This is a genomic window from Nonomuraea sp. NPDC004354, from assembly GCF_053602555.1.
Window position 1 is genome coordinate 131,221 of record NZ_JBSGDV010000008.1, and the last position, 19,280, is coordinate 150,500.

Annotated in this window: 21 protein-coding genes and 6 tRNA genes; 10 read left to right on the top strand and 17 right to left on the bottom strand. The window is 70.4% G+C overall.

What is annotated here, in order from left to right; genetic code table 11:
* Window positions 1-114: 114 nt before the first annotated feature.
* The 4 genes from ACWENQ_RS23200 to ACWENQ_RS23215 form a co-directional block, all read right to left on the bottom strand.
* The gene (locus tag ACWENQ_RS23200; protein ID WP_452416058.1) at window positions 115-657 is read right to left on the bottom strand and encodes a MerR family transcriptional regulator; all 543 of its coding nucleotides are present in this window, start codon (window positions 655-657) and stop codon (window positions 115-117) included.
* 10 nt (window positions 658-667) lie between these two features.
* Window positions 668-1,528: an SDR family NAD(P)-dependent oxidoreductase gene (locus ACWENQ_RS23205; protein WP_452416060.1), complete on the bottom strand. Its 861-nt coding sequence runs from the start codon at window positions 1,526-1,528 to the stop codon at window positions 668-670.
* A 296-nt stretch (window positions 1,529-1,824) separates the two neighbouring features.
* Window positions 1,825-2,124, bottom strand: a complete 300-nt coding sequence (locus ACWENQ_RS23210) for a hypothetical protein (RefSeq protein WP_452416062.1) — start codon at window positions 2,122-2,124, stop codon at window positions 1,825-1,827.
* A gap of 139 nt (window positions 2,125-2,263) precedes the next feature.
* Complete coding sequence (locus ACWENQ_RS23215) at window positions 2,264-3,160, bottom strand: LysR family transcriptional regulator (RefSeq protein WP_452416064.1); 897 nt, start codon at window positions 3,158-3,160, stop codon at window positions 2,264-2,266.
* A 110-nt stretch (window positions 3,161-3,270) separates the two neighbouring features.
* Between ACWENQ_RS23215 and ACWENQ_RS23220 the strand changes: the two genes are divergently transcribed.
* Both ACWENQ_RS23220 and ACWENQ_RS23225 read left to right on the top strand, forming a co-directional pair.
* Window positions 3,271-3,678: a hypothetical protein gene (locus ACWENQ_RS23220; protein ID WP_452416066.1), complete on the top strand. Its 408-nt coding sequence runs from the start codon at window positions 3,271-3,273 to the stop codon at window positions 3,676-3,678.
* A complete protein-coding gene (locus ACWENQ_RS23225; RefSeq protein ID WP_452416068.1) occupies window positions 3,671-5,272 on the top strand; it encodes a multicopper oxidase family protein in 1,602 nt (533 codons plus the stop codon). The genes ACWENQ_RS23220 and ACWENQ_RS23225 overlap by 8 nt, the downstream gene beginning before the upstream one ends.
* Window positions 5,273-5,493: 221 nt before the next feature.
* Here the strand turns inward: ACWENQ_RS23225 and ACWENQ_RS23230 are convergent.
* The 5 genes from ACWENQ_RS23230 to ACWENQ_RS23250 all read right to left on the bottom strand — a co-directional run bounded on the left by ACWENQ_RS23230 (window position 5,494) and on the right by ACWENQ_RS23250 (window position 9,052).
* Window positions 5,494-5,565, bottom strand: a tRNA-Pro gene (locus ACWENQ_RS23230).
* Between the two features lie 12 nt (window positions 5,566-5,577).
* Window positions 5,578-5,650 (bottom strand) — tRNA-OTHER (locus tag ACWENQ_RS23235).
* Window positions 5,651-5,734: 84 nt separating this feature from the next.
* Window positions 5,735-7,150 carry a hypothetical protein gene (locus tag ACWENQ_RS23240; RefSeq protein WP_452416070.1) on the bottom strand — a complete coding sequence of 472 codons (1,416 nt, stop codon included), beginning with the start codon at window positions 7,148-7,150 and terminating at the stop codon, window positions 5,735-5,737.
* A gap of 99 nt (window positions 7,151-7,249) precedes the next feature.
* Entirely contained in the window at window positions 7,250-8,404 is a 1,155-nt protein-coding gene (locus ACWENQ_RS23245; RefSeq protein WP_452416071.1) for an aromatic ring-hydroxylating oxygenase subunit alpha, read from the bottom strand.
* Between the two features lie 78 nt (window positions 8,405-8,482).
* Window positions 8,483-9,052: a TetR/AcrR family transcriptional regulator gene (locus tag ACWENQ_RS23250; protein ID WP_452416073.1), complete on the bottom strand. Its 570-nt coding sequence runs from the start codon at window positions 9,050-9,052 to the stop codon at window positions 8,483-8,485.
* Between the two features lie 448 nt (window positions 9,053-9,500).
* Here ACWENQ_RS23250 and ACWENQ_RS23255 point away from each other — a divergent pair.
* The 4 genes from ACWENQ_RS23255 (at window position 9,501) to ACWENQ_RS23270 (ending at window position 9,843) form a co-directional block, all read left to right on the top strand.
* Window positions 9,501-9,572: transfer RNA gene (locus ACWENQ_RS23255), tRNA-Gly, on the top strand.
* Between the two features lie 5 nt (window positions 9,573-9,577).
* Window positions 9,578-9,650 (top strand) — tRNA-Leu (locus ACWENQ_RS23260).
* 10 nt (window positions 9,651-9,660) lie between these two features.
* Window positions 9,661-9,741 (top strand) — tRNA-Tyr (locus tag ACWENQ_RS23265).
* A 29-nt stretch (window positions 9,742-9,770) separates the two neighbouring features.
* Window positions 9,771-9,843, top strand: a tRNA-Cys gene (locus tag ACWENQ_RS23270).
* Between the two features lie 136 nt (window positions 9,844-9,979).
* Here ACWENQ_RS23270 and ACWENQ_RS23275 read toward each other — a convergent pair.
* A complete protein-coding gene (locus tag ACWENQ_RS23275; RefSeq protein WP_449923427.1) occupies window positions 9,980-10,663 on the bottom strand; it encodes a TioE family transcriptional regulator in 684 nt (227 codons plus the stop codon).
* A gap of 90 nt (window positions 10,664-10,753) precedes the next feature.
* On the opposite strand from ACWENQ_RS23275, the gene ACWENQ_RS23280 reads away from it, so the two are divergent.
* Window positions 10,754-11,920 (top strand): erythromycin esterase family protein, encoded by a 1,167-nt coding sequence (locus tag ACWENQ_RS23280; protein ID WP_452416075.1) that lies wholly within the window; start codon window positions 10,754-10,756, stop codon window positions 11,918-11,920.
* A 154-nt stretch (window positions 11,921-12,074) separates the two neighbouring features.
* Window positions 12,075-13,121, top strand: a complete 1,047-nt coding sequence (locus tag ACWENQ_RS23285; RefSeq protein WP_452416077.1) for a LacI family DNA-binding transcriptional regulator — start codon at window positions 12,075-12,077, stop codon at window positions 13,119-13,121.
* A 155-nt stretch (window positions 13,122-13,276) separates the two neighbouring features.
* On the opposite strand, the gene ACWENQ_RS23290 is transcribed toward ACWENQ_RS23285, so the two are convergent.
* The 5 genes from ACWENQ_RS23290 to ACWENQ_RS23310 form a co-directional block, all read right to left on the bottom strand.
* On the bottom strand, window positions 13,277-13,819 hold the full coding sequence (locus ACWENQ_RS23290; RefSeq protein WP_449923436.1) for a GNAT family N-acetyltransferase: 543 nt from the start codon (window positions 13,817-13,819) through the stop codon (window positions 13,277-13,279).
* Window positions 13,820-14,124: 305 nt separating this feature from the next.
* Window positions 14,125-14,772 carry an FMN-binding negative transcriptional regulator gene (locus tag ACWENQ_RS23295; RefSeq protein WP_452416078.1) on the bottom strand — a complete coding sequence of 216 codons (648 nt, stop codon included), beginning with the start codon at window positions 14,770-14,772 and terminating at the stop codon, window positions 14,125-14,127.
* A 72-nt stretch (window positions 14,773-14,844) separates the two neighbouring features.
* On the bottom strand, window positions 14,845-15,129 hold the full coding sequence (locus ACWENQ_RS23300; protein ID WP_452416080.1) for an EamA family transporter: 285 nt from the start codon (window positions 15,127-15,129) through the stop codon (window positions 14,845-14,847).
* Between the two features lie 25 nt (window positions 15,130-15,154).
* Window positions 15,155-15,820 carry a tetratricopeptide repeat protein gene (locus ACWENQ_RS23305; RefSeq protein ID WP_452416082.1) on the bottom strand — a complete coding sequence of 222 codons (666 nt, stop codon included), beginning with the start codon at window positions 15,818-15,820 and terminating at the stop codon, window positions 15,155-15,157.
* Window positions 15,817-16,254, bottom strand: coding sequence for a MarR family winged helix-turn-helix transcriptional regulator (locus ACWENQ_RS23310; protein ID WP_452416084.1), 438 nt, complete (start codon window positions 16,252-16,254; stop codon window positions 15,817-15,819). The genes ACWENQ_RS23305 and ACWENQ_RS23310 overlap by 4 nt, the downstream gene beginning before the upstream one ends.
* A 58-nt stretch (window positions 16,255-16,312) precedes the next feature.
* Here ACWENQ_RS23310 and ACWENQ_RS23315 point away from each other — a divergent pair, with 58 nt between their 5' ends.
* Together ACWENQ_RS23315 and ACWENQ_RS23320 are read left to right on the top strand one after the other, a co-directional pair.
* Window positions 16,313-16,864 carry an isochorismatase family protein gene (locus ACWENQ_RS23315; protein WP_452416086.1) on the top strand — a complete coding sequence of 184 codons (552 nt, stop codon included), beginning with the start codon at window positions 16,313-16,315 and terminating at the stop codon, window positions 16,862-16,864.
* Window positions 16,865-17,178: 314 nt separating this feature from the next.
* Window positions 17,179-17,463, top strand: a complete 285-nt coding sequence (locus ACWENQ_RS23320) for a hypothetical protein (protein WP_449923451.1) — start codon at window positions 17,179-17,181, stop codon at window positions 17,461-17,463.
* On the opposite strand, the gene ACWENQ_RS23325 is transcribed toward ACWENQ_RS23320, so the two are convergent.
* Both ACWENQ_RS23325 and ACWENQ_RS23330 read right to left on the bottom strand, forming a co-directional pair.
* On the bottom strand, window positions 17,427-18,716 hold the full coding sequence (locus ACWENQ_RS23325; RefSeq protein ID WP_449923453.1) for an RNA polymerase sigma factor: 1,290 nt from the start codon (window positions 18,714-18,716) through the stop codon (window positions 17,427-17,429). The genes ACWENQ_RS23320 and ACWENQ_RS23325 overlap by 37 nt on opposite strands.
* Window positions 18,713-19,084, bottom strand: a complete 372-nt coding sequence (locus ACWENQ_RS23330) for a YciI family protein (RefSeq protein WP_449923456.1) — start codon at window positions 19,082-19,084, stop codon at window positions 18,713-18,715. Before ACWENQ_RS23330 ends, ACWENQ_RS23325 begins: the two co-directional genes overlap by 4 nt.
* Between the last annotated feature and the right edge of the window lie 196 nt (window positions 19,085-19,280).

Here is a 19,280-nt window from a genome sequence, read left to right on the forward strand (position 1 = left end):
GGCGGCATCGCCCATCTCGTCGCCCGGCATCCTCCATACGAGGGATGTCGGGCGAGGCTCTCCGCCTGGCGCCCAGCACGAACCCGCAGGTGCCGCCGCTCCTCGCCTACACCATCACGAGGCGGAGCGGGCGTGAACAAGCGCGGTTCGGAACGTGCGGTCGGCGCCGGTGGCGGTGTCGAGGGCCGCGACGTCCTGCCCGGTCGAGCCTCCGTATGTGGCGATCTTGTACTCGATCGCCATGAGGGAAAGGGTCAGCTCACGGATCCGGCGGCGGGTGGTGTCGCGATGTTCGACCAGCATGTCGAGCCGCTCGGGCACGGTGTGCTCCCCGGCGTCGACCAGTGAGATGTAGTGCTGCAGGTCGCGCATCGGCATGCCGGACAGCCGCATCCTGGTGAGGAACACCAGGCGCCGCACCGCCTCTGCGTCGTAGACCCGGTGACCGTTGCTGTCACGGGCCACCTCGACCAGCCCGGCCCGCTCGTAGTAGCGCAGCGTGTGAGGAGAGAGGTCGAGGAGGTCGGCGACCTCGGCGATCGTCATCGACTCGGGCACCTCGGCCAGGTCGGTGAGGCGGTGGATCGCCTCAACCGACAGCGGGCCGTCGTCCCCGAGCGTGTCGAGCGCCCTGGTCATCAGATCGTCGGTGGCCATGACAGCCAGCCTAAATCGGCCGGACCGACGCCGGGACGTCCTCGAAGTCGGCGCTGCGGGCGATCTCGGCCCACCGGTCGACCTCGTCCAGGCCACGCCGGTACGCACCCGAGATACGCTCGACCGCCTCGCGCCCGAGCGGCAGCCGCAGCGGCACCTCGTCACTGTGCGCGAGGGACACGATGATGTCCGCCGCCCGCGCCGGGTCGCCTTCCTGGAGACCGTCGGCTCCGGCCATGTCCGCGCGGACGGCGGCGAGCACGTCACTGTAGGTTTCGGACGCCTCGGCGAACTCGAGCACGTCCCCCGCGTTGAAGTCGGTCCGGAAGCGGCTGGGCTCAACGATCATCACGCGGATCCCGAACGGCGCGACTTCCCCGGCCAGGGCCTCGGACCAGCCTTCGAGGGCGAACTTCGACGCGGAGTACGTCGACACGCCGGGGAACGACATCCGCCCACCCTGGCTGCTCATCTGCACGATCGTCCCGGCGCCCCGCGCGCGCATCGCCGGCAGCGCCGCACGGACGAGCGCGGCAGGCCCGAACAGGTGCAGTTCCATCAGTTCACGCAGTTGCGCGTCGCTGACCTCCTCGACCGCTCCGACCACGGCCCGGCCCGCGTTGTTGACGAGCACGTCGAGTTGACCGAAGCGGTCGAGGGTGTCCCGCACGAGGTCCGCGGCAGCAGCGACGTCTCGGGCGTCGAACTTCGCGATCAGGCAGTTGTCCGGGTACTCGGCCTCCAGGTCGGCCATACTCTCGGGCCGGCGCACCGCCGCCACCACGCGGTCTCCCGCCGCGAGCGCCGACTCCGCCAATGCGCGCCCGAAACCGCGGGACGCGCCGGTGATGATCCAGGTCTGTGTCGTCATGGCGGCGACGCTACGGCTTCGAGCGCGCTCAAACGCAAACCTTGCGCGCTCGTCCCCCCTGCTGGGCGAACATCGTCGATCAGGCCGTCGTCCTGTTGCACAGCTCCGCCGGCTTCGCGTCCGCCGGGAAGTACGGCATCCACCGCGCCTGCTGGAGCCGCCTCAGCTCGTTACGTCAAGGGACGGTTGGGAGAAGCCGGTCGATGTCGGTGCGCGGGCGACGCCTTCGATCGCGATGGGGCCGGCCACCGACAGGTCCAGGTGGACGAAATGTGAGACCAGGCCTGCGAGGGCGGTCAGGGGGTCGCCGTCGATTTCATGGCTTGCGATGTCCAGGGTGCTGATGTGGAGTCGTCCGACCGGGTGTCCAGTTCCAGGGTGGTGAGGTTGGGGAGCGTGACGAGGTCCGGGCCGGAGCCGGGGAATGCCGATCCGTCGCTGATGGTGGCGCCGCGGAGGCGCTGGTCGGTCAGGGCGTCTCCGGCTATCCCGTGGAAGAGGAGCGCTCCTTCGACGGTCAGCGATCGCAGGGCAGGGAGCGATTTCCACATGGCGTCGGACGCGCTGCCGACGAGTCCCTCGTCGTAGTGGTCCATGGGTTCGATCCGGCCGCCGGTCGAGGTCCGCGCGCGGTGCGGCAGGGGCGGCCTGGCGCCGGCATGGGAAGCCGAGGACATCCACGCCCGCATCGGCGTCCTCGACAGTGGCATGACGTGGCGATCCTGGAGCGTGCGGTCAACGCGCGCCTGGTTCGCTGGTGGCCCAGTTCCAGGTGGTGATCGCCGTGCGCATCAGGCGGGCGGCGGTCGACAGGTGGCTGTCGGCGCCCCAGTACAGCGTGAGCGCGCGACGGCAGTCGGGGCTGTCCACGGTGATCGCGGCGATGGGGGCACGGATGGAGGTCCGCCGGGCCATGGAAGGGACGAGGCCGATGCCGAGCCCCGCGCCGATCAGGTCGGCGATGGCGCTGAGCTCGTCGACCTCACAGACGATCTTCGGTGTGAGGCCTCTGGCGGCGAAGAGCCGATCGAGGAGCCTGCGCTGCCAGTGCCCCTTGCGGGCGGTGACGAAGGACTGATCGGCGAGTTCGTCGAGGCTCACCGAGGTACGGCCCGCCAGCGGATGATCGAGTGACGTGGCCACCCACACCGCCTCGTCCACCAGCTGAACCGCCTCCAAGCCCTCAGCGTGGATCGGCTGCGAGGCGACACACAGGTCGACCTCTTGAGCCCGCAGGTGGCGGGCCATGTCCTCGGCCGCCGCCCAGCGGAGTTCGACCTCGATGGAGGGATGAGCGCGCTTGTAGGCCGCCAGCGGCCCGGTGAGGGTGAGGAACGTCTCCGACGCCAGTCGCACCGTGCCCACCCCCTCACTGGTGGCCTCGGCGACGGCTCGCCGGCCCGCATCGAGCTCACCGAGAGCGCGTTCGACGTGACCGCGGAAGAGCTTGCCCGTGTCGTTCAGCCGGAGCCGGCCGCTGCGCTCGAACAGCGGTGTGCCCAGTTCGTTCTCCAAGCGGGCGATGGTACGGCTCAGCGAAGGCTGGGCGACGCGCAGCTCGTCGGCCGCGCGGCTGAGGTGTTCGAGCCGCGCCACCACCAGGAACTGCCTGAGCGTGTTCAGCTCCATCATGCCTCCCGATACATAACACCATAGCGATATTGATCTTAGACAAGATAACCCGTGGGCCATAGCGTCGATGCCGTTCGCGAAAGCGACGACGAAGTGAGGAGGGCTATCGCATGCTCACCATGGCCGCGCAGCGGACGACACCGACGGGGTGGACACTGCGGGCCGTCGTCAGCGCGCATGTGGTGGCGATCGTCGGCCAGCCGGTGTTCGCCGGGGTGTATCTGACCGGTGACTTCGACAGCCTGCGCTGGCACGCGGTCGGCGCCGACGTGGTCACCTCCATCGGCTACGTGCAGGTGATCGTGGCGATCGTGGTGTGGATCCGGCTGCGTCAGATCTGGCCGTTCGCGGCCACGATGACCGTGGTGGCGGCCGAGACGGTGCAGTACTTCGCCGGGTTGGACGGCGCGCTGTGGTTGCACATCCCGTTGGGTGTGATGATCGTCGCCGCGCTCGTCGTGCTGTTCATCGCCGTCTGGCTCCGGCCCTTGCCGCGGCGGGAGGTCCACCGTGCGTGAGCATGATGCCCGGGGCCTGACCCGGCGGCGGGCGCTGGGCATCGGCGGGGCGCTCGGGCTGATGGCGGCCACCGGGCTGTCGGCCTCGGCGGCGCTGGCGCGCAGGCCGTCGATCACCGGCGCCGAGTTGCGCAGTGCCGTACCGCTACCGCCGCCCTTCCGCGTGCCGCTGCCGATTCCCTCCGTGCTGGCGCCGGTCAGCACCTCGGGCGGAGTCGACCGTTACGAGGTCACCCAGCGCGAAGCGAGCGCGGAGATCCTGTCCGGTGTCAGGACACCGCTGTGGACGTATGAGGGCACCTTCCCTGGGCCGACGATCGAGTCGCGCCGCGGCCGGCCGATCACCGTGTCGCACCGCAACGAGCTGCCCGTGCCGACCGTCGTGCACCTGCACGGCGGACGGACCCCGGCGGCTTCCGACGGGTACCCGACCGACCTCGTCCTGCCCGAGGGCTGGCGGGAGCACTCCCTGGAGACGGGGCACGGTTCCGAACACGGCATGCACGACCCGAGGGCCGTGGTGACCCAGCGGACCAGGGACTACACCTTCCCGCTGGACCAACGGCCCACGCTGCTGTGGTACCACGACCACCGGATGGACTTCACCGCCCCCGCGATCTGGCGGGGCCTGGCCGGGCTGCACATCATCCGCGACGACGCCGAGGACGCCCTCGGCCTGCCCGCCGGACCACGCGAGCTGCCCATCATGATCGCCGACCGGGCGTTCGCCGCTGACGGCAGCCTGGCCTACCCCTCCCTGGACCCCACCCTGCGCGTACGGCCCGGCGTCCGCGAGCCGTATCTCGCCGGGGTCCTCGGCGACGTGATCCTGGTCAACGGCGCCCCCTGGCCCGTGCACGAGGTCGACGCGGCCCGCTACCGGCTGCGCGTCCTCAACGCCTCCAACGCCCGCCACTACGAACTCGAAGCGGTCACCGACGACGGGCGCCGCCTCGACCTCGTCCAGGTCGGGGCCGACCAGGGACTGCTCGCCGCCCCGGTCACCCACCGGCTGCTGCCGATGGCACCCGCCGAACGCTACGACGTGGTCGTCGACTTCTCCGGCGTCCCGACCGGCAGCCTCGTCAAGGTGATCAACCGGCTCGGCTCCGGCCGTACCCGCGACGTGATGGCCTTCCGCGTCGCCCGCAGAGCCGCCGACGACAGCCGCATCCCCCGCACGCTGTCCACCGACCTGCCGGACTGGCGGCGATCGGACGCCGTCAGGGTGCGCGAGTTCGCCTTCCGCGCCGGGCAGATGCACACAGGTCACGGCTGGCTCATCGACGGTCTGCCGTTCGACCCTGCCCGCGCCGATGTCACGACCCGGCTCGGCGACGTCGAGGTCTGGCGGCTCGTCGCCGACGTCCACCATCCTGTCCACCTGCACCTGGTCGGTTTCCGCGTGCTCTCGCGCAGCGGCAGGGCGCCCCTGGCCCACGACGCGGGGCTCAAGGACACCGTCTCGCTACGACCCGGCGAAGCCGTGGAGATCATCACCCGCTTCGACGGCTACCGCGGCCGTTACCTCTTCCACTGCCACAACGCCGAGCACGAGGACATGGGGATGATGGCCAACCTCGAGATCATCTGATCGCGAGCCGGCGGATCAGGGGGCGCCTCGGACGGCTTTGAGGGCTTGGCCGACGTCGGCCGGAGGCGGGTCTGCCGCTCCCGCCGGCCTGACGATCGCCATGCGGCGGTTGCCGAAAGAGCGGCTGGGGGCGAGCGCCGATGGCGCGGTCGGCCGGACACGAGGGCGGACCGGCCGCCTGCCCTCGCGGTCAGACGTCGCCCACGGCAGATCTGGAAGGGCCTCGCCGGCCGGGCTCGAACCGGCGTCCACCCGGTCCCGAGCCGGGCGCTCTACCTCTGAGCTACAACGAGACCACTTCCAGGCACCGCCGACCGGGCTCGAACCGGCGACCACCTGGAAGAAGAGCCAGGCGTTCTACCACTGAACTACGGCGGGCCTGGACCAGTCTGCTCGGTCCCTCCCCGGCAGCGCCACCGGTTATCGGTGGGCGTTTCCCGCCGCGAGAGCGACACCGCTGCCCTACTCCGCGGGACGGCCTGCCGCGGGCAGTTCGCTCACCACCACCCCGGTGGCCAGGCCGTGACCGGCGTCGGCGGCGAGTTCGGGTTTGACGTGCTTGCCGCTGAACGCTCCCGCCCGCCGCAGCAGGGACGCCCAGACCGGGTCGGCGATGCTCACGCCGTGCACCAGCTCGGGCGTCGGCCGGAACACGGCCACACCGCGTCGGACGGCGGGCGCCGTCCAACCGGAGCCCTCCGGGTCGAGCCCGGCCGTACGGCAGGCGGCCTCGACGTCGGCGCGGGTGCAGGCGCTGCTCCCGTCGAGGACCTCCCAGGGCGGCGGCAACGCGGCCCACACCGCGGTGTCGGGGTCGACGCCGCCCCCGGCGCCGTGGTGCCAGGCCACCAGGTCGGCCGCCATCAGCCGCATGGCCTTGCCGGGGCAGGCCACGTCCAGCAGGCGCAGCGCGTCCAGCGAGGCCAGGCAGGCCAGCCACCCCGCTCGGGCGGCGTTGTAGGCGACCGCCAGGTTGTTCCACGTGGTGGAGTCGTCGCCCGGCCGCACGACCATTGAGATGCGGTCGGTGCCGGGATTCCAGCGGTCGCGGAGCATGCCTGCGCTGTGCCGCATGACCGCCGACCACTGACCGAGAAGGCGTCCCCGCTCCTCCTCGGTGAGGCGCTCCAGGATGTCTGGCGCCGCCCGCACCTGGGCGATCAGCCACCAGTCGCTGGAGTCCGTGCACCGATCGAGCAGGACGGAGGCGATCTCGTCGAACGGGTTGTCCCGCCCCGACAGGGTGAACTCCCGGCGCAGCTTGCGCCGCGCGGTGTAGTAGGCGACGAAGCAGGCGGCGTCGACGTCGGCGAGGAAACGCTCGCGCGGGATGTCGGCGCCGAACCCTGTCGTGCCCAGCATGAGCAGCCGCCGCTTGTCCTGCTCGACGCCCAGGGTGTCCGCCTTGGCCGCGAGCCTGCGCAGCATGCGGAAGCGCCGGTTGTACTGTCGCTTGGACAGCTCCATCCCGGCCGCGTCCCGGGACTCCCGGTTGAGCCGGTCGGCCAGGAAGTCGGTACGGTCCGGCGCCCACCGGATGTCGCTCCCCATGGTCGTCGCGAACTCCAGCAGCGATTCCGGGTCGTCGGGGTCGACCTCCACGGAGCGCTCGAACAGCCGGGTCGCCGCCGCGACCTGCCGCGCGCCGCCGACCGGCCGGGCGTAGTCCGTGGACATCGAGGAGAACCATGCCGCGTTGTGCGAGGAGTGCTTGGCCGCGCGCTGGAGCACCACCCGCTCGCGCCTGGACAGGCTCCCTTCCAGCGCCTGCAGCACCAGATCGGCCACATCCTCGGGCCGATGGCGTCGGTCCAGCGAGTCGTACAGCTCGAGCAGGATCTCGCGGGGCGAGCGGTCTCGGTCCTTGCGGAACTTCATGGCGGCCATCATCGCCGCCGATCGCCGGCGACTGCGACCAAATTTCTCCCGTTTCCTTCGCTCAGCTTCTGCCCGGCGACGCGGCTCGGAAGGCGAGGGCTACCGGCGTTCGGCGGCCCCTTCCACCCACGACCGATAGGCGTCGAGGACGAGGCCGTGGAAGTGATGCACGCCGTGCTCGGACAGCCCTGAGCCGGACGGGTCGTACACGATGCGGCCCTGGTCGAAGGCCGGGGTGCTCATGCCCCGCTGGACGCTCTCCACCAGCGCGATGTCCTGCTGCTGCAGCACCTCGTCGATGTACCGCACCGACTGCGCCTCGGCGTCCTCGAGCTCGGCCGTCTCGAAGTAGAAGTCCCAGGTCTCCAGGGTCCGGCCGGGACCGGCAGGAACGACCTGGAAGACCATGAAGTTGCCGCGACCGGGGTATCGCAGCAGACAGGTGTTGGGCCACAGCCACCACACCGCGTGCTGCGTGACTGACGCACCCGACACGTCGTACGCGGCGTTCTCGTGCTTGCCGGCCTCGGCGAAGTGGCTCGACCAGATGCCGTGGGTCTTCACCTCATAGGTGTCCATGTCGACGAGGTCGACGAACTCCTTGTGGGCGATGTGACAGTGGTAGCACTCCAGGAAGTTGTCGATGACGTTCTTCCAGTTGCCGGCGACGTCGTAGGTCAACCGCTTCGCGTGGGTCAGTCCTGCCACGTCGGGAGCCCACCTGGCGATGTCGGCCGCCAGATCCCCGGCCTGCTCGCCCAACGGAGCGGCGCCCTGGTCCAGGTTCACGTAGACGAAACCACCGAACTCCTCCACCAGCACCTGGTCGAGACAGATCTCGCGCTTGTCGAAGGTCGCCATCTTGTCGGCGCGACGAGCCGCCTTCAGCTGCCCGTCGAGGCCGTAGGTCCACGCGTGGTAGGGGCAGACGATGTTGCGCGTGGTGCCGGAGCCCGTGAGCAGCTCATGGGCACGGTGCTTGCAGACGTTGTAGAACGCGCGCAGCGCCCCGTCACGATCGCGGACGATCGCGATCGGCATGCCGGCCACGGTTGCCGATACGTAGCTGCCCGGCGACTCGAGCTTCTCGGCGTGGCAGATCCATTGCCAGGTGCGGGCGAAGATCGCCCGGACGTCGACCTCGAGCCACAGCGGGTCCGTGTACGCCTCCGACCGCAGCGACATCGATCGTCCGGGGTCCTGGTGGAACCCGGTGCCGACGCGGCGTACGTCGTCCATGGTCACTGGTGTCATGGGGGGAGCATACGAGCGTTTGAACGATCGTTCAATGCGCTTCTGGACGTTCGTTCAGATTTGCCGTCGGGCGACCAGTCAGTCGGCGAGTGCGATTTCCTCGCAGCGAGCGACGCTCCTGCCGATCGAGGCGCGGTCGAGCCCCAGCAGGGCCGTGAGCCACAAGCCGTTCTGGATGACGTCGATGTCGGTGGCCCGCTTGTTGCACTCGCCGCGCGACAGCTCGGGGCGGGCCGCACGGATGAGGGCGGCGAGCCCGGCGCGGTAGCGTTTCTGGGCCACCGTGTTGATGCGCTCGAAGTCCTCGTGGGCCTGGGCGAGCGCCCAGAGCTGAAGTCGCAGGGACAGGTATTCCGTCGTCAGGAACTCCGGGTCGGCCACCCGCTTCAGCGCAGCACGCAGCCGCTCTTCAGGCTCCAGGGTGAGGTCCGGCTCGACGATCGCGACGTCCTGCTCCTCGATGCGGTGCAGGGCCGCACGGATCAGGCTCGTCTTGTCCTCGTAGTAGTAGTTCACCAGTCCCAACGAGACCCCGGCCGCACGCGCGACGGCACGCATGCTGACGCCGGATATGCCCTGCAAGGACAAGAGCCGAAGCACCGCCTCGAGGATCCGCGTCTGCCGGTCGACTTTCTCATCGGCGTCCATCGCGCCCACGGACCTAGGACTCACATCCACAACCTTAGTAGTGGATCGGCTGGTCACGTCCGCCTTCGTGCCTACCCAATGGCTAAAACCATATTGCGCCGCCGTGCGTCTGAATAAACAAGTGGCACGGCCGCCGTGCCGGCCATTACTGTCGACACAACGGAACACGGGCGGAGAGCCGCCACGGAAACATCAGGAAAGGCCGGCCATGACCATCGCAGCCACCGCGCACGGACCGGGACGGTGCCGCTGTCGCCGTTGTGCGGCGCTCGGCTGCGCCCTGCTCAGGCAGGCTTCCGGATGATCCGCGAAGGACTTTCGGAGGCCGCCAGGTGCACACCAGGCGGCCTTTTCTCTTTCCCCTGCCCGGAATCCGGGACCGGTATTTTGACAACTCCACAGCGGAACACAAGGACTGTAAGGGTTTCGAGATCCGTTAGTCCACATTGCCGCAGAGGCCGAACTGGTAAGGCAGCTGGCTTCCACCCAGCAGGACGGGGTTCGAGTCCCCGCTGCGGCTCTCTGGCGTCCGTAGCCCAATGGAAGAGGCGCCGGCCTTAGGAGCCGGACGGTGCGGGTTCGAATCCCGCCGGACGTACGCCGCTGATGCGCGAGCTGGGCAGCTGGGGAGCCCACCCGGCGGTAGACCGGACGCTTCGGCTGTGGCGGTTCGACTCCGTCCTCGCGCACGATCCGCCCAGGCGAAAAGGGCGGCCTTGGCGCAGTTCGCCGGTGCGGAGGCGGGCCTGCAAAGCCCGTACGAGCGAGTTCGACTCTCGCCTGCGTCTCCATGTGTGTTCCGCTGCGGAGCGGCTTGACGGTCCTCCCCGAATACGGCGTGGGCCGAGGCAACGTGCTGCTTTTGATCAGCGAAACGGCCCCGTCCTTCCGTGGCCATGCCGTTCCTGTGGTGGACGTGGCTCGACCTCAAGGTTCGCGGGCGCGGAGGTACACGTCCAGGTCGGCGGCGCCCTTGAGCATGGCGCGGCCCCGGGCGGACAGGCGGGTCCGCCAGTCACGCAGGGTCTGCTCCAGCGGTGCGACGCCTCCGGCGGAGCGGACCTGGGCGATCAGCGGGGCGATCTGCTCCAACAGGTATCCGCCCCGTCTGAGCTGGTGGGCCAGCCGGGCGTCGCGTATGTCGGCCGCGCTGTAGACCCGGTAGCCCGTCTGCGGGTCGCGGTGCGGCTGGACCAGTCCGGCGTTCTCCCATTTGCGCAGGGTGGCAGGGCGGATGCCGAGCCTTCTGGCCAGGGGGCCGATGAAGGCGTCGCCGCGTTCCTGCGGTACGGGTGCCAGGTCGCGGAGCGCGGCTTCGACGGCCTGGAGGGTGCGGCGGTCGTCGAGGAGTTGGGCATGGCTTTCGTCGATGAGCCGCAACGCGTCCTCGGTCGCGCCCCCGTTGACCGCCTGCATGATCGACGTGGCCGTCTGGTGGCCGTGCCCGTGCACGAGGGCGAGGAACGCGCGCAGGGCCTGCGCGTGCAGCGGCGTGTAGGTGCGGTAGCCGTGGACGGTGCGTTCGGCGGCGGGCAGGATGCCGGCCTCCTCGTAGTTCCTGATCGCCTGGGTGGACAGGCCGTGCTCGCGCGCCAGGTCCACTGGTCTCATGGGTGCATCACCGTTTGAAGGTCATCGCGATAAGCGCGGGGGTTTCCACGTCAAAGTTTACAACGAAGGTTCAACGATACCGTTGAAGGTATGGATATCAAGGACACGGCCCGGCAGCTCGACGGCGCGGGCATCTCGGCGTTCCTGCGGTCGCTTCCCGCCGAGCCCCTGCTTCTCGGCCTGGGCGAGGCCAGGCATTTCGTCGGGGAGCTGGGGGAGTTGCGCAACGAGATCTTCCGGCATCTGGTCGAGCACGAGGGCTACCGGTCGTTCGCCATCGAGAGCGACTGTCTCATGGGCCTCCTGGTGGACGACTACATCACGACGGGCGCGGGCACGCTCGACGACGTCATGGAACGCGGCTTCAGCCACGGATTCGGCGCCGCACCGGCCAACCGCGACCTCGTACGCTGGATGCGGGCGTACAACGAGAAGCATGACGAAAAGCTCCGGTTCTTCGGGTTCGACGGCCCTCTGGAGTATTGGGCGGCGAGCCCGCGCCAGGCGCTCACCGCCCTCTACGACCTCCTCGACGGCCCGCTCCTCTGCACTGTGGTGACCAGGGAGACCCTCGACACGCTGCTGGGCCCGGACGACCAGTGGTCGAACGAGGCGACGGCCATCGACCCGTCCCAGTCGATCGGCCAGTCCGCCGACGCCCAGCGGCTGCGGCTGATCACCGACGACCTGGTGGCGCTGCTCGACACGCAGGCGCCGCAGCTGAGCGCGGCCGACAGGGAGCGGGCGGCGCTGTACGGGCGCACCGCCACCGGCCTGCTCCGCTACCACTACTGGATGGCCGACGCGTCCCCGGCACGGTGGACGCGGCTGTCGGCCCTGCGGGACGCGATGATGGCCGCCAACCTGCGTGCCGTCGCCGAGCACGGCCCGGCCCTGGTCTTCGCCAGCAACCTCCACCTGCAGCGGAACAAGAGCCTCATGGCGTTCGGCGACCAGGTGCTGGAGTGGTGGAGCGCTGGAGCGATCACCGCGACGCACCTCGGCGACCGGTACGCCTTCCTGGCCTCAGCCCTCGGCACGGTCGGCGACGACACTCCGCCCCCGGACACCGTCGAAGGCATCCTGTCCACGCTCCCGTGGGACCACTCTCTCATCGACGCCCGCCGCATGGCCGAGGCCGTCACGAAGCCCACCTCGCGCACCTCCCACGATTTCGCCTATTTCCCGCTGAACCCGGACCAGCTCGACATGATCGACGGCGTCGTCTTCCTCAAGCAGGCCGTCAGGCTGGGTTGACAGGCGCGTGCGTTGTCAGGCTGTGCTGACACACGCGCCTCGGCTGCTCATGGGCGAGCGGGGTCCGAGCCCGGATCCGAGCAGGTGACGCAGGCACCCCTGTCCCCCGCTTGAGCGCTTAACTGATTAAGGAGCGGCGCGCTAGGGTTGGGGGATGGCCGAGCGAGTGACCCTGCAGACGATCGCGGACCGCGTCGGCGTCTCTCGCGCCACCGTCTCCTACGCCTTCTCCCGGCCCGACCAGCTCAGCGCGGAACTGCGCGAGCGCATCCTGCACGTGGCGGACGAGCTCGGCTACGCCGGCCCCAACCCCACCGCGCGTTCCCTGCGCCTCGGGCGGGCCGGGGTGCTCGGGCTGATCTTCACCGAGACTCTGCCCTATGCCCTCGGCGACCCCTACGCCATCGGCTTTCTGCAGGGGCTGGCCGTGGCCGCCGAGGAGGCGGCCGTCGGGCTGCTGCTCCTACAGCAGCCGCGTGGCGTCGAACGCCCCGAACTCGTGCGGAACGCCGTGGTCGACGCCTTCGTCGTCTTCTGCCTGCCCGACGGGCACGCGGCGCTCGACGCCGTCCTCGCCCGGCGGCTGCCCACGCTCCTGGTCGACGAGCCGATCGTGGACGGCGTGCCGCACCTCGGCATCGACGAGCCGGCCGCCGCCGGCGCCGCCGTCCGGCACGTGCTGGACCTCGGGCACCGGCGCCTCGGGCTGGCCGTGGTCGGCCTGGGACACGAGGGCCGGCACGGCTGGGCCGACCCCGACCGGCAGGAAGCCGCGGTCTTCCGCGCCATTCGCAACCGCGTGCTCGGCTACCGTGCCGCGGCGGAGGCCGCGGGGCTGGACTGGGCGCGGACGCCCGTCTATGAGGTGGCGGCCAACGAACGCGAGTCCGGTCGCGAGGCCGGTCGGGCGCTGCTCGCGCGCTCACCCCGGCCGACGGCGATCCTGTGCAACACCGACGTGCTGGCGCTCGGTGTGCTCGACGCGGCGGCCGAGGCCGGGGTGAAGGTGCCGGAGGAGCTGTCGGTGGTCGGCTTCTCCGACACCGGCGCCGAAGAGGCCGGGCTCACCACGATCCGCCAGTACAGCCGGCTCGCCGGACGGACGGCGGGCCGCCTGGTGCTGTCCGGGGAACCCACGCCCGAGCGCACCCTGCTGCCGCACGAACTCGTCGTCCGCGCCACCACCGCCCCGCCCCCATGACGACGCCATCCGCGAACCGGGCCGGGCTGAGACGTACATCGGTCGATGTCGTTGTTCCCGCCGCGCCTGCTGTCAAAGCGCTGCCGACCTGACCGTAGACGACGCGACGCCGGGCCCGCGCCAGGCCGCCCACACCCTGCAGCGCAGCGGCTCAGTCAGACAGGGACTTCAAAGATGAGCTCGAGGCCGTCCACCTCGTCCCACTGCTCTCCGACCTCGACGAAGCCGAATCCGGAAATCGTGGCCAGGGACGCGGTGTTATCGGGGCTGATCGTCACGCGCGCAGTCCTGACTCCGGATTCGGCCGCGGCCCGACGCATCAGCTCGGTCAGCATCGTCCTGGCGTACCCCTGACGACGGTAGCCGGGAGCCACCGAATAACCGATCTCCACCATGCCCGCCTCGTCCGGCGGCCCGTGGAACCCGGCATACCCCACCACGACGCCTTCGGGCTCGGCTACCACGGCTCGGGTGAGCCACCCGGCGCTAGCTGGATCCGCAGCCAGCTGATCGACCCGATACCGCCAGACCCACTTCGCCTGATCGCTGAGGAAGTACTCCGTCAGCTCGACTCCTGCCTCGGCACTGGCCCGGGCAAGGTCGTCGTCCAGCAGGGCGGTCATGGCCGTGCTCGTCAGATCAACGAATCTCACTGACTTCAGGCCGGCGGTGGGCCGGCGTTCGAACTCATCTGTCACAGCGCGGATGATCGTGGAGCGCCCTGGGCCGTGTCCAACGGTTTTCGGTGTGGTCGATGTCCACCCCGGCCCGCGTCACGACCTCAGTGCGACCTGGTGAACGCTTCCGGGCACAGCACTGGATACACCGCGACCATCCGGGAGCTGCCAAGACTCGGCAACGCCGCACAGCGGTCCGCGCGTGCTGGCGCCATGCCGGTGATCGTCCGGCTCGCGTTCTCAGGTGGTGGCCCGGGAGTGCGCTGAGCTGAGGTAGTGGACGGCGAGCTGTTCGGTGTGCGGGGCGAGCAGCTAGCTGGTGGGGGTCAGGGCTTCCAGGTACCGATGCGGTCGGTGCGACGTCGCTGCTGGGCCGCCGCGGGGACGTCGAGGCCTCGGCCTCGTGCGGTGAGGTGGTCGGCGACGGCGGTGCGGTGCTGGACGGACTTGTGGTCGTCGTATTTGAACTTGCCGCGGACGCCGGTGACCTCCAGACGCAGGCCGCGGATGCCGGACAGCAACCGCCCGTACGGGGGCCGGTCGACGGTGACCTCGGCGTGGTCGCCGTCGGGCTGGAAGTGGGCGAGCTGGCGGGCCAGCAGGTCGGCCTTGCCGTGGGGGTCGTCGATGATGTGGGCGCGGCAGGTGAACTGGACGGCCGCGTAGTAGCTGGTGGGAACCCCGTCCTGGGGAGGGGTGCCAGGGGTGGCGCGCCAGGGGCCGGGGACGAAGGCGTAGTCGCCGATGACGGTGAACGTCACGTTCGGGTCGTGCTCGATCGCCTTCCAGACCGGATTGGGCCGGGCGAGATGGACCAGCAGGTCGTTCCCGTCGCAGATGAAGTGGGTCGGGACGACGACAGGCGGCCGGCCGGGCGGACCGTTGACGCACAGCTGCCCGAAGTCGTGGCCGTCGGCGATCCAGGCCTGCCATTCGGCCTCGTCCAGGCTCGCGTCCCAGGGCTGGATGAACATGCGGTCTCCCTTTCGTGATCGGCGGAGTGGTCATGATCGGCGGAGTGGAAGGCGGAAGGGCGGCGGGACCGGTCAGGTGAGGGCGAGGAGGCTGACCGCGAGGGCGGCGGCGCCCAGGCCGGCGAGCTGGCCGCGACCGATCCGCTCGTGCAGGACCCCCCGGGCGAGCAGGACCGTCCCGGCCGGATACAGCGCGACGATCACCGCGACGATCGCCAAGTCGCCGCTTCTGGCGGCGAGCAGGAACAGCAGGTTAGCCACGGAGTCCAGCACCCCGGCGGTGGCCGACAGCGCGTAGGCGGGCTTCCCGGAGCCGAGCCTGCGGAACATCAGGACGGTCGCGGTCAATGTGATCACCGAGGACACCGCCCGGCCGACGACGTCATCCGCCTGGCCCTCCCCCGGTGGCCAGTTGCGCGCGGGCCTCGTCGATCCAGCCGATGACGCTGTGCGCGCCGTCCGAGCGGGCGAGTGAGGTCGCCTCGTCGAGCAGTTCCAGCGCCTTGTCGCGATCGCCTTCCGCCGCGGTGATGTAGGCCAGGCCGACCAGGTTGGCGGCGACCCCGGCGTGGAAGCCGAGCCCGCGGCGCAGCCGTACCGACTCCTCGAGGTGCGTGCGGGCCGTGTCCAGGCGTCCCGCGTGGTGCGCGGCGATGCCCAGGTGGCGCAGCGCGTACGACGTCGTGAGCGCGTCGCCCGCCTCTGCGGCGAGGGCGCGCGAGCGTTGGAGAGCCGGTACGGCGGCGCCGTCGTCGCCGCGGACCACCTGGTGGAAGGCGCCGATCCAGAACAGCGCCTCGGCTTCGCCGCGAGTGTCGCCGAGCGCGCGGTAGAGGTCGGCGGCTCGCTCGAACAGCTCCAGCTCGCACGGGTCTTCCGCACCGCCGTCCAGGAACCGGGCGTGGACGAGGCGGCCGCGGGCCAGGGCGAGATCGGCCTCGACGGCGTTCAGCGCGTGCTCGGCCGCCGTGAGGGCGTGGGTGTCGCCGGCGAACACCGCCCGGTCGTAGAGCGAGCGGGTGCGCTCGATGCGGTCGTCGGTGGTCATGCGGGGAGGCCGTGTTCGGCGGCGAGGTGGCCGAGCGCTTCGTGCAGCACATCCAGCTGCGTGGGGGTCAGGCCGGCGGTCAGCTCGGTGTCGAGCTCGCGGGCGGCCGTGGTGCACTCGGCCAGGAGCGCGCTCCCCTCGTCCGTGAGCGTGAGCGTCTGGCGGCGGCGGTCGGCCGGGTCGCGCAGGCGACGCACCGCGCCCATGGCCTCGAGGTGGTCGGCCAGGGAGACGACCAGGCTGGGCGCCACTCCCATGAGCTTGGCGATGTCGAGCTGGGAGGCGGCCGCGCCGGATGCCAGCACGGACAGCAGCCCGACGTGTTTCGGCTTGAGATCGTGCGGGGCCAGCCGCGCCGAGAAGCGGTCGGTGGCGATGGCCCCCAGCGTGCCCAGCCGGAAGGCGAGGGTGGAGGTGAGCTTGACATCGTTCACGATCGCTATGCTAGCGTCCCGATATCATTCATAATCTGAACGATTAAGGGGTAGAACGATGCTGGATCATCGTCAGGTGCAGATCGTGTTCGCCGACCTCCAGGACAGCATCGTGGACGCCAGCGCCACGAACAGCCCCGCCGCCATCCGGCGGGCCGCGGGCGTCGTCGGCGGCGTCGCGCCGGCGCTCGGCATCCCGTTCACCGTCTCGGTCGCGCCCAGGCCGGGCGGTCCCGGCGTCATCGCGGAGGTGCCCGAAGCGCCGCCGTTCGCGCGCACCGGTCCCAGCTGCTGGGACGACCCGGCGTGGCGCACGGCGATCGAGGCCCGCGGCCGCAGGACGCTGGTCGTGTGCGGCGTGACCACCGAGATCGTCGTCCTGCACACCGCGCTCGACGCGCTGGCGGGCGGCTATGACGTACGGGTGCTGATCGACGCGAGTGGCGGGCTGGCCGGCCGTACCGAGGACGCGGCGTTGCGCCAGATCGAGGCCGCCGGTGGCGTCGTGACGTCGGTGGCCGGCTTCGTCTCCGACATGGTGCGGGACTTCACCACGCCGACCGGCCGGCAGGCCATCGCCGCCCTGCACGGCCTGACCACGGCGGCCTGACCGGCGGCGGCCTGCTCGGCGGCACGCCACGGTGCGGCGGGCGAGCTCGTGGGCGGGCCGGCGGCACGGGATGCCGCAGGGGCGTACAGGGCGGCCGGCGCGGACTTGGGGTGACCGGCCGGCGGCCACGATGTGGTGCGGGACGGACGAGATGGGCCGCATCTCGTCCGGGCCCCCGCCGCCGCGTTGACTCAGGGCCAGCCGTCCTCCGCCACATCGTGTCGTTTCATTACGGACCCTTGGCGTCGCAGGACGAAAGGTGGGGGTATGTCCTCCCCCATGGGGCGATCTTGTGCCCGGTGAGGAGGAAAGCCATGTACGCAACGGTACGGCGATACGAAGGGGTGACCGATCCCGCCGAGGCGGGACGCCGGGTGAGTGAGGAGTTCGTGTCGCTCATCAGCCAGGTCCCGGGGTTCGTGGCCTACTACTGGGTCGACGCCGGGGATGGGGTGATGCTGTCCACCAGTGTCTTCGAAGATCAAGCCGGAGCCGAGGAGTCCACCAGAAGGGCCGCGGACTACGTGCGGGAGAATCTCGCCTCCCTGCTTCCGAACGCTCCTCAGGTCACGGCCGGCGAGGTCGTGGCGTCCGGGTAGCGGCTACTCCAGGCCTTCGGCGCCGCGGACGGGGAGGATGATCTACGGCGCACCCGGCCGGCCCGGGACTCCAGGTAGCGTTGCTCGGCGATGCTGGCGGTCGACTTCGCGGCCCGCCGGTAGAGCTCGTACGCCCCGGAGTTGTCGCCGGTCTTCTCCAGCAGATGCGCCCGAACGGACAGCAGCCGGTGATGCCCGGCCATCCGCTCGTCCCTGTCCAATGTGGACAGCAGGGCCAGCCCGGCCGCCGGGCCCTCGGTCTCGGCGAGCGCGATCGCCCGGTTGAGGGTCACCATCGGGTTGGGCGCGATCCGCTCCAGGATCAGGTACAGGGCGTGCACCTGTGGCCAGTTGGTCTCCTCGGCCGTGGCCGCGTCGGCGTGCGTGGCGGCGATGGCGGCCTGCAGCTGGTAGGGCCCCAGCGCCGGGCCGGCCAGCGACGCCTTGACCAGCTCGATGCCCTCGTCGATCAGTCCGCGGTCCCACATCGTACGGTCCTGCTCGTCCAGCGGCACCAGGTCGCCGGCCGCCGTCGTCCGTGCCTCCCGGCGGGCGTGGGTCAGCAGCATCAGCGCGAGCAGCCCGGTCACCTCGCCGTCCTCGGGCAGCTGCGCGTGCACCATCCTGGCCAGCCGGATCGCCTCGTGCGCGAGGTCGGCGCGGTGCAGCTCACCGCCCGATGAGGCGGTGTAGCCCTCGTTGAAGATCAGGTAGAGCACGTGCAGGACGACCCGTAGCCGCTCCTCGCGCTCCGCGCCGTCCGGCAGGCTGAACGAGCTGCCGGCGGCCTTGATGCGCTGCTTGGCCCGGCTGATCCTGGCCGCCATCGTGGCCTCCGGCACCAGGAACGCGCGGGCGATCTCGGCCGTGGTGAGGCCGCCGACCGCCCGCAGCGTCAGGGCGGTCTGGGAGGCCGCGGTCAGCGTCGGATGGCAGCACATGAACAGCAGGACGAGCGTGTCGTCGGTGTCCGGTACGCCCTCGGGCACCACCTCGGTGGCCGTCGCCGACTCCCGCTCGCGGCGCGCGTGGTCGCTGCGCATCTGGTCGATGAGCCGCCGGGAGGCGACGGTCACCAGCCAGCCGCGCGGGTTGTCCGGCACTCCCCCGGCCGGCCACTGCACGGTGGCGGCGAGGACGGCCTCCTGCACGGCGTCCTCGCACCCCTCGAACTGGCCGTGCCGGCGTTCCAACGTGTCGAGGACCTGCGGCGTGAGCTCACGCAGCAGGTCCTCGACGGCTGCTGCCGTCATGCCTCCAGGTGTCCGTCAGCGAACATCACCTGGCGCACCTCGATCCCCAGCCCCTCGATCGCGGCGTCCGGGATCTGCGCCGCCAGCTCGATCGCCCGCTCCTTGTTCTCGCAGTCGACCAGGTAGAAGCCGCCCAGGTACTCCTTCGACTCCAGGAAGGGGCCGTCGGTCACCACCGGCTGGCCGTTGCGTACCGACACCACGGCGGCCTGGGACGGGTCGACCAGCGCCTGCGTGGTGATCAGCTCGCCGGACTCCTTCAGCGCCTCGATGAACCTGCCGTGGCCGGCGCCGATCGCCGCCTTCTCCTCGTCGGTCAGCGCGTCCAGCACGGCCGGGTTGATATGCATGCTGATCAGGAACTTCATCTCGTACTCCGCGTGATTCGCGGGCCCCGGCTGGGCCCTTGCACCGGTTGGTCGGAGCGGCCGCCGTCGTCTTGACATCCCCGGCCAGAAAATCCGCATGATTTTTTCGCCCTGGCGGCGCCCGGCCGTCAGCATGTCTGTCCCACCGTGGCGGACGCAAGAGATTTCCGTCCGTCCGATGTCAAGAAGCTCTCGG

What these genes read in the sequence shown, in the direction of transcription:
- ACWENQ_RS23200 (WP_452416058.1), bottom strand. Translation starts at nt 657, where the DNA reads ATGGCCACCGACGATCTGATGACCAGGGCGCTCGACACGCTCGGGGAC.
- ACWENQ_RS23205 (WP_452416060.1), bottom strand. Translation starts at nt 1,528, where the DNA reads ATGACGACACAGACCTGGATCATCACCGGCGCGTCCCGCGGTTTCGGG.
- ACWENQ_RS23210 (WP_452416062.1), bottom strand. Translation starts at nt 2,124, where the DNA reads ATGGACCACTACGACGAGGGACTCGTCGGCAGCGCGTCCGACGCCATG.
- ACWENQ_RS23215 (WP_452416064.1), bottom strand. Translation starts at nt 3,160, where the DNA reads ATGATGGAGCTGAACACGCTCAGGCAGTTCCTGGTGGTGGCGCGGCTC.
- ACWENQ_RS23220 (WP_452416066.1), top strand. Translation starts at nt 3,271, where the DNA reads ATGCTCACCATGGCCGCGCAGCGGACGACACCGACGGGGTGGACACTG.
- ACWENQ_RS23240 (WP_452416070.1), bottom strand. Translation starts at nt 7,150, where the DNA reads ATGAAGTTCCGCAAGGACCGAGACCGCTCGCCCCGCGAGATCCTGCTC.
- ACWENQ_RS23245 (WP_452416071.1), bottom strand. Translation starts at nt 8,404, where the DNA reads ATGACACCAGTGACCATGGACGACGTACGCCGCGTCGGCACCGGGTTC.
- ACWENQ_RS23250 (WP_452416073.1), bottom strand. Translation starts at nt 9,052, where the DNA reads ATGGACGCCGATGAGAAAGTCGACCGGCAGACGCGGATCCTCGAGGCG.
- ACWENQ_RS23275 (WP_449923427.1), bottom strand. Translation starts at nt 10,663, where the DNA reads ATGAGACCAGTGGACCTGGCGCGCGAGCACGGCCTGTCCACCCAGGCG.
- ACWENQ_RS23280 (WP_452416075.1), top strand. Translation starts at nt 10,754, where the DNA reads ATGGATATCAAGGACACGGCCCGGCAGCTCGACGGCGCGGGCATCTCG.
- ACWENQ_RS23285 (WP_452416077.1), top strand. Translation starts at nt 12,075, where the DNA reads ATGGCCGAGCGAGTGACCCTGCAGACGATCGCGGACCGCGTCGGCGTC.
- ACWENQ_RS23295 (WP_452416078.1), bottom strand. Translation starts at nt 14,772, where the DNA reads ATGTTCATCCAGCCCTGGGACGCGAGCCTGGACGAGGCCGAATGGCAG.
- ACWENQ_RS23305 (WP_452416082.1), bottom strand. Translation starts at nt 15,820, where the DNA reads ATGACCACCGACGACCGCATCGAGCGCACCCGCTCGCTCTACGACCGG.
- ACWENQ_RS23315 (WP_452416086.1), top strand. Translation starts at nt 16,313, where the DNA reads ATGCTGGATCATCGTCAGGTGCAGATCGTGTTCGCCGACCTCCAGGAC.
- ACWENQ_RS23320 (WP_449923451.1), top strand. Translation starts at nt 17,179, where the DNA reads ATGTACGCAACGGTACGGCGATACGAAGGGGTGACCGATCCCGCCGAG.
- ACWENQ_RS23325 (WP_449923453.1), bottom strand. Translation starts at nt 18,716, where the DNA reads ATGACGGCAGCAGCCGTCGAGGACCTGCTGCGTGAGCTCACGCCGCAG.
- ACWENQ_RS23330 (WP_449923456.1), bottom strand. Translation starts at nt 19,084, where the DNA reads ATGAAGTTCCTGATCAGCATGCATATCAACCCGGCCGTGCTGGACGCG.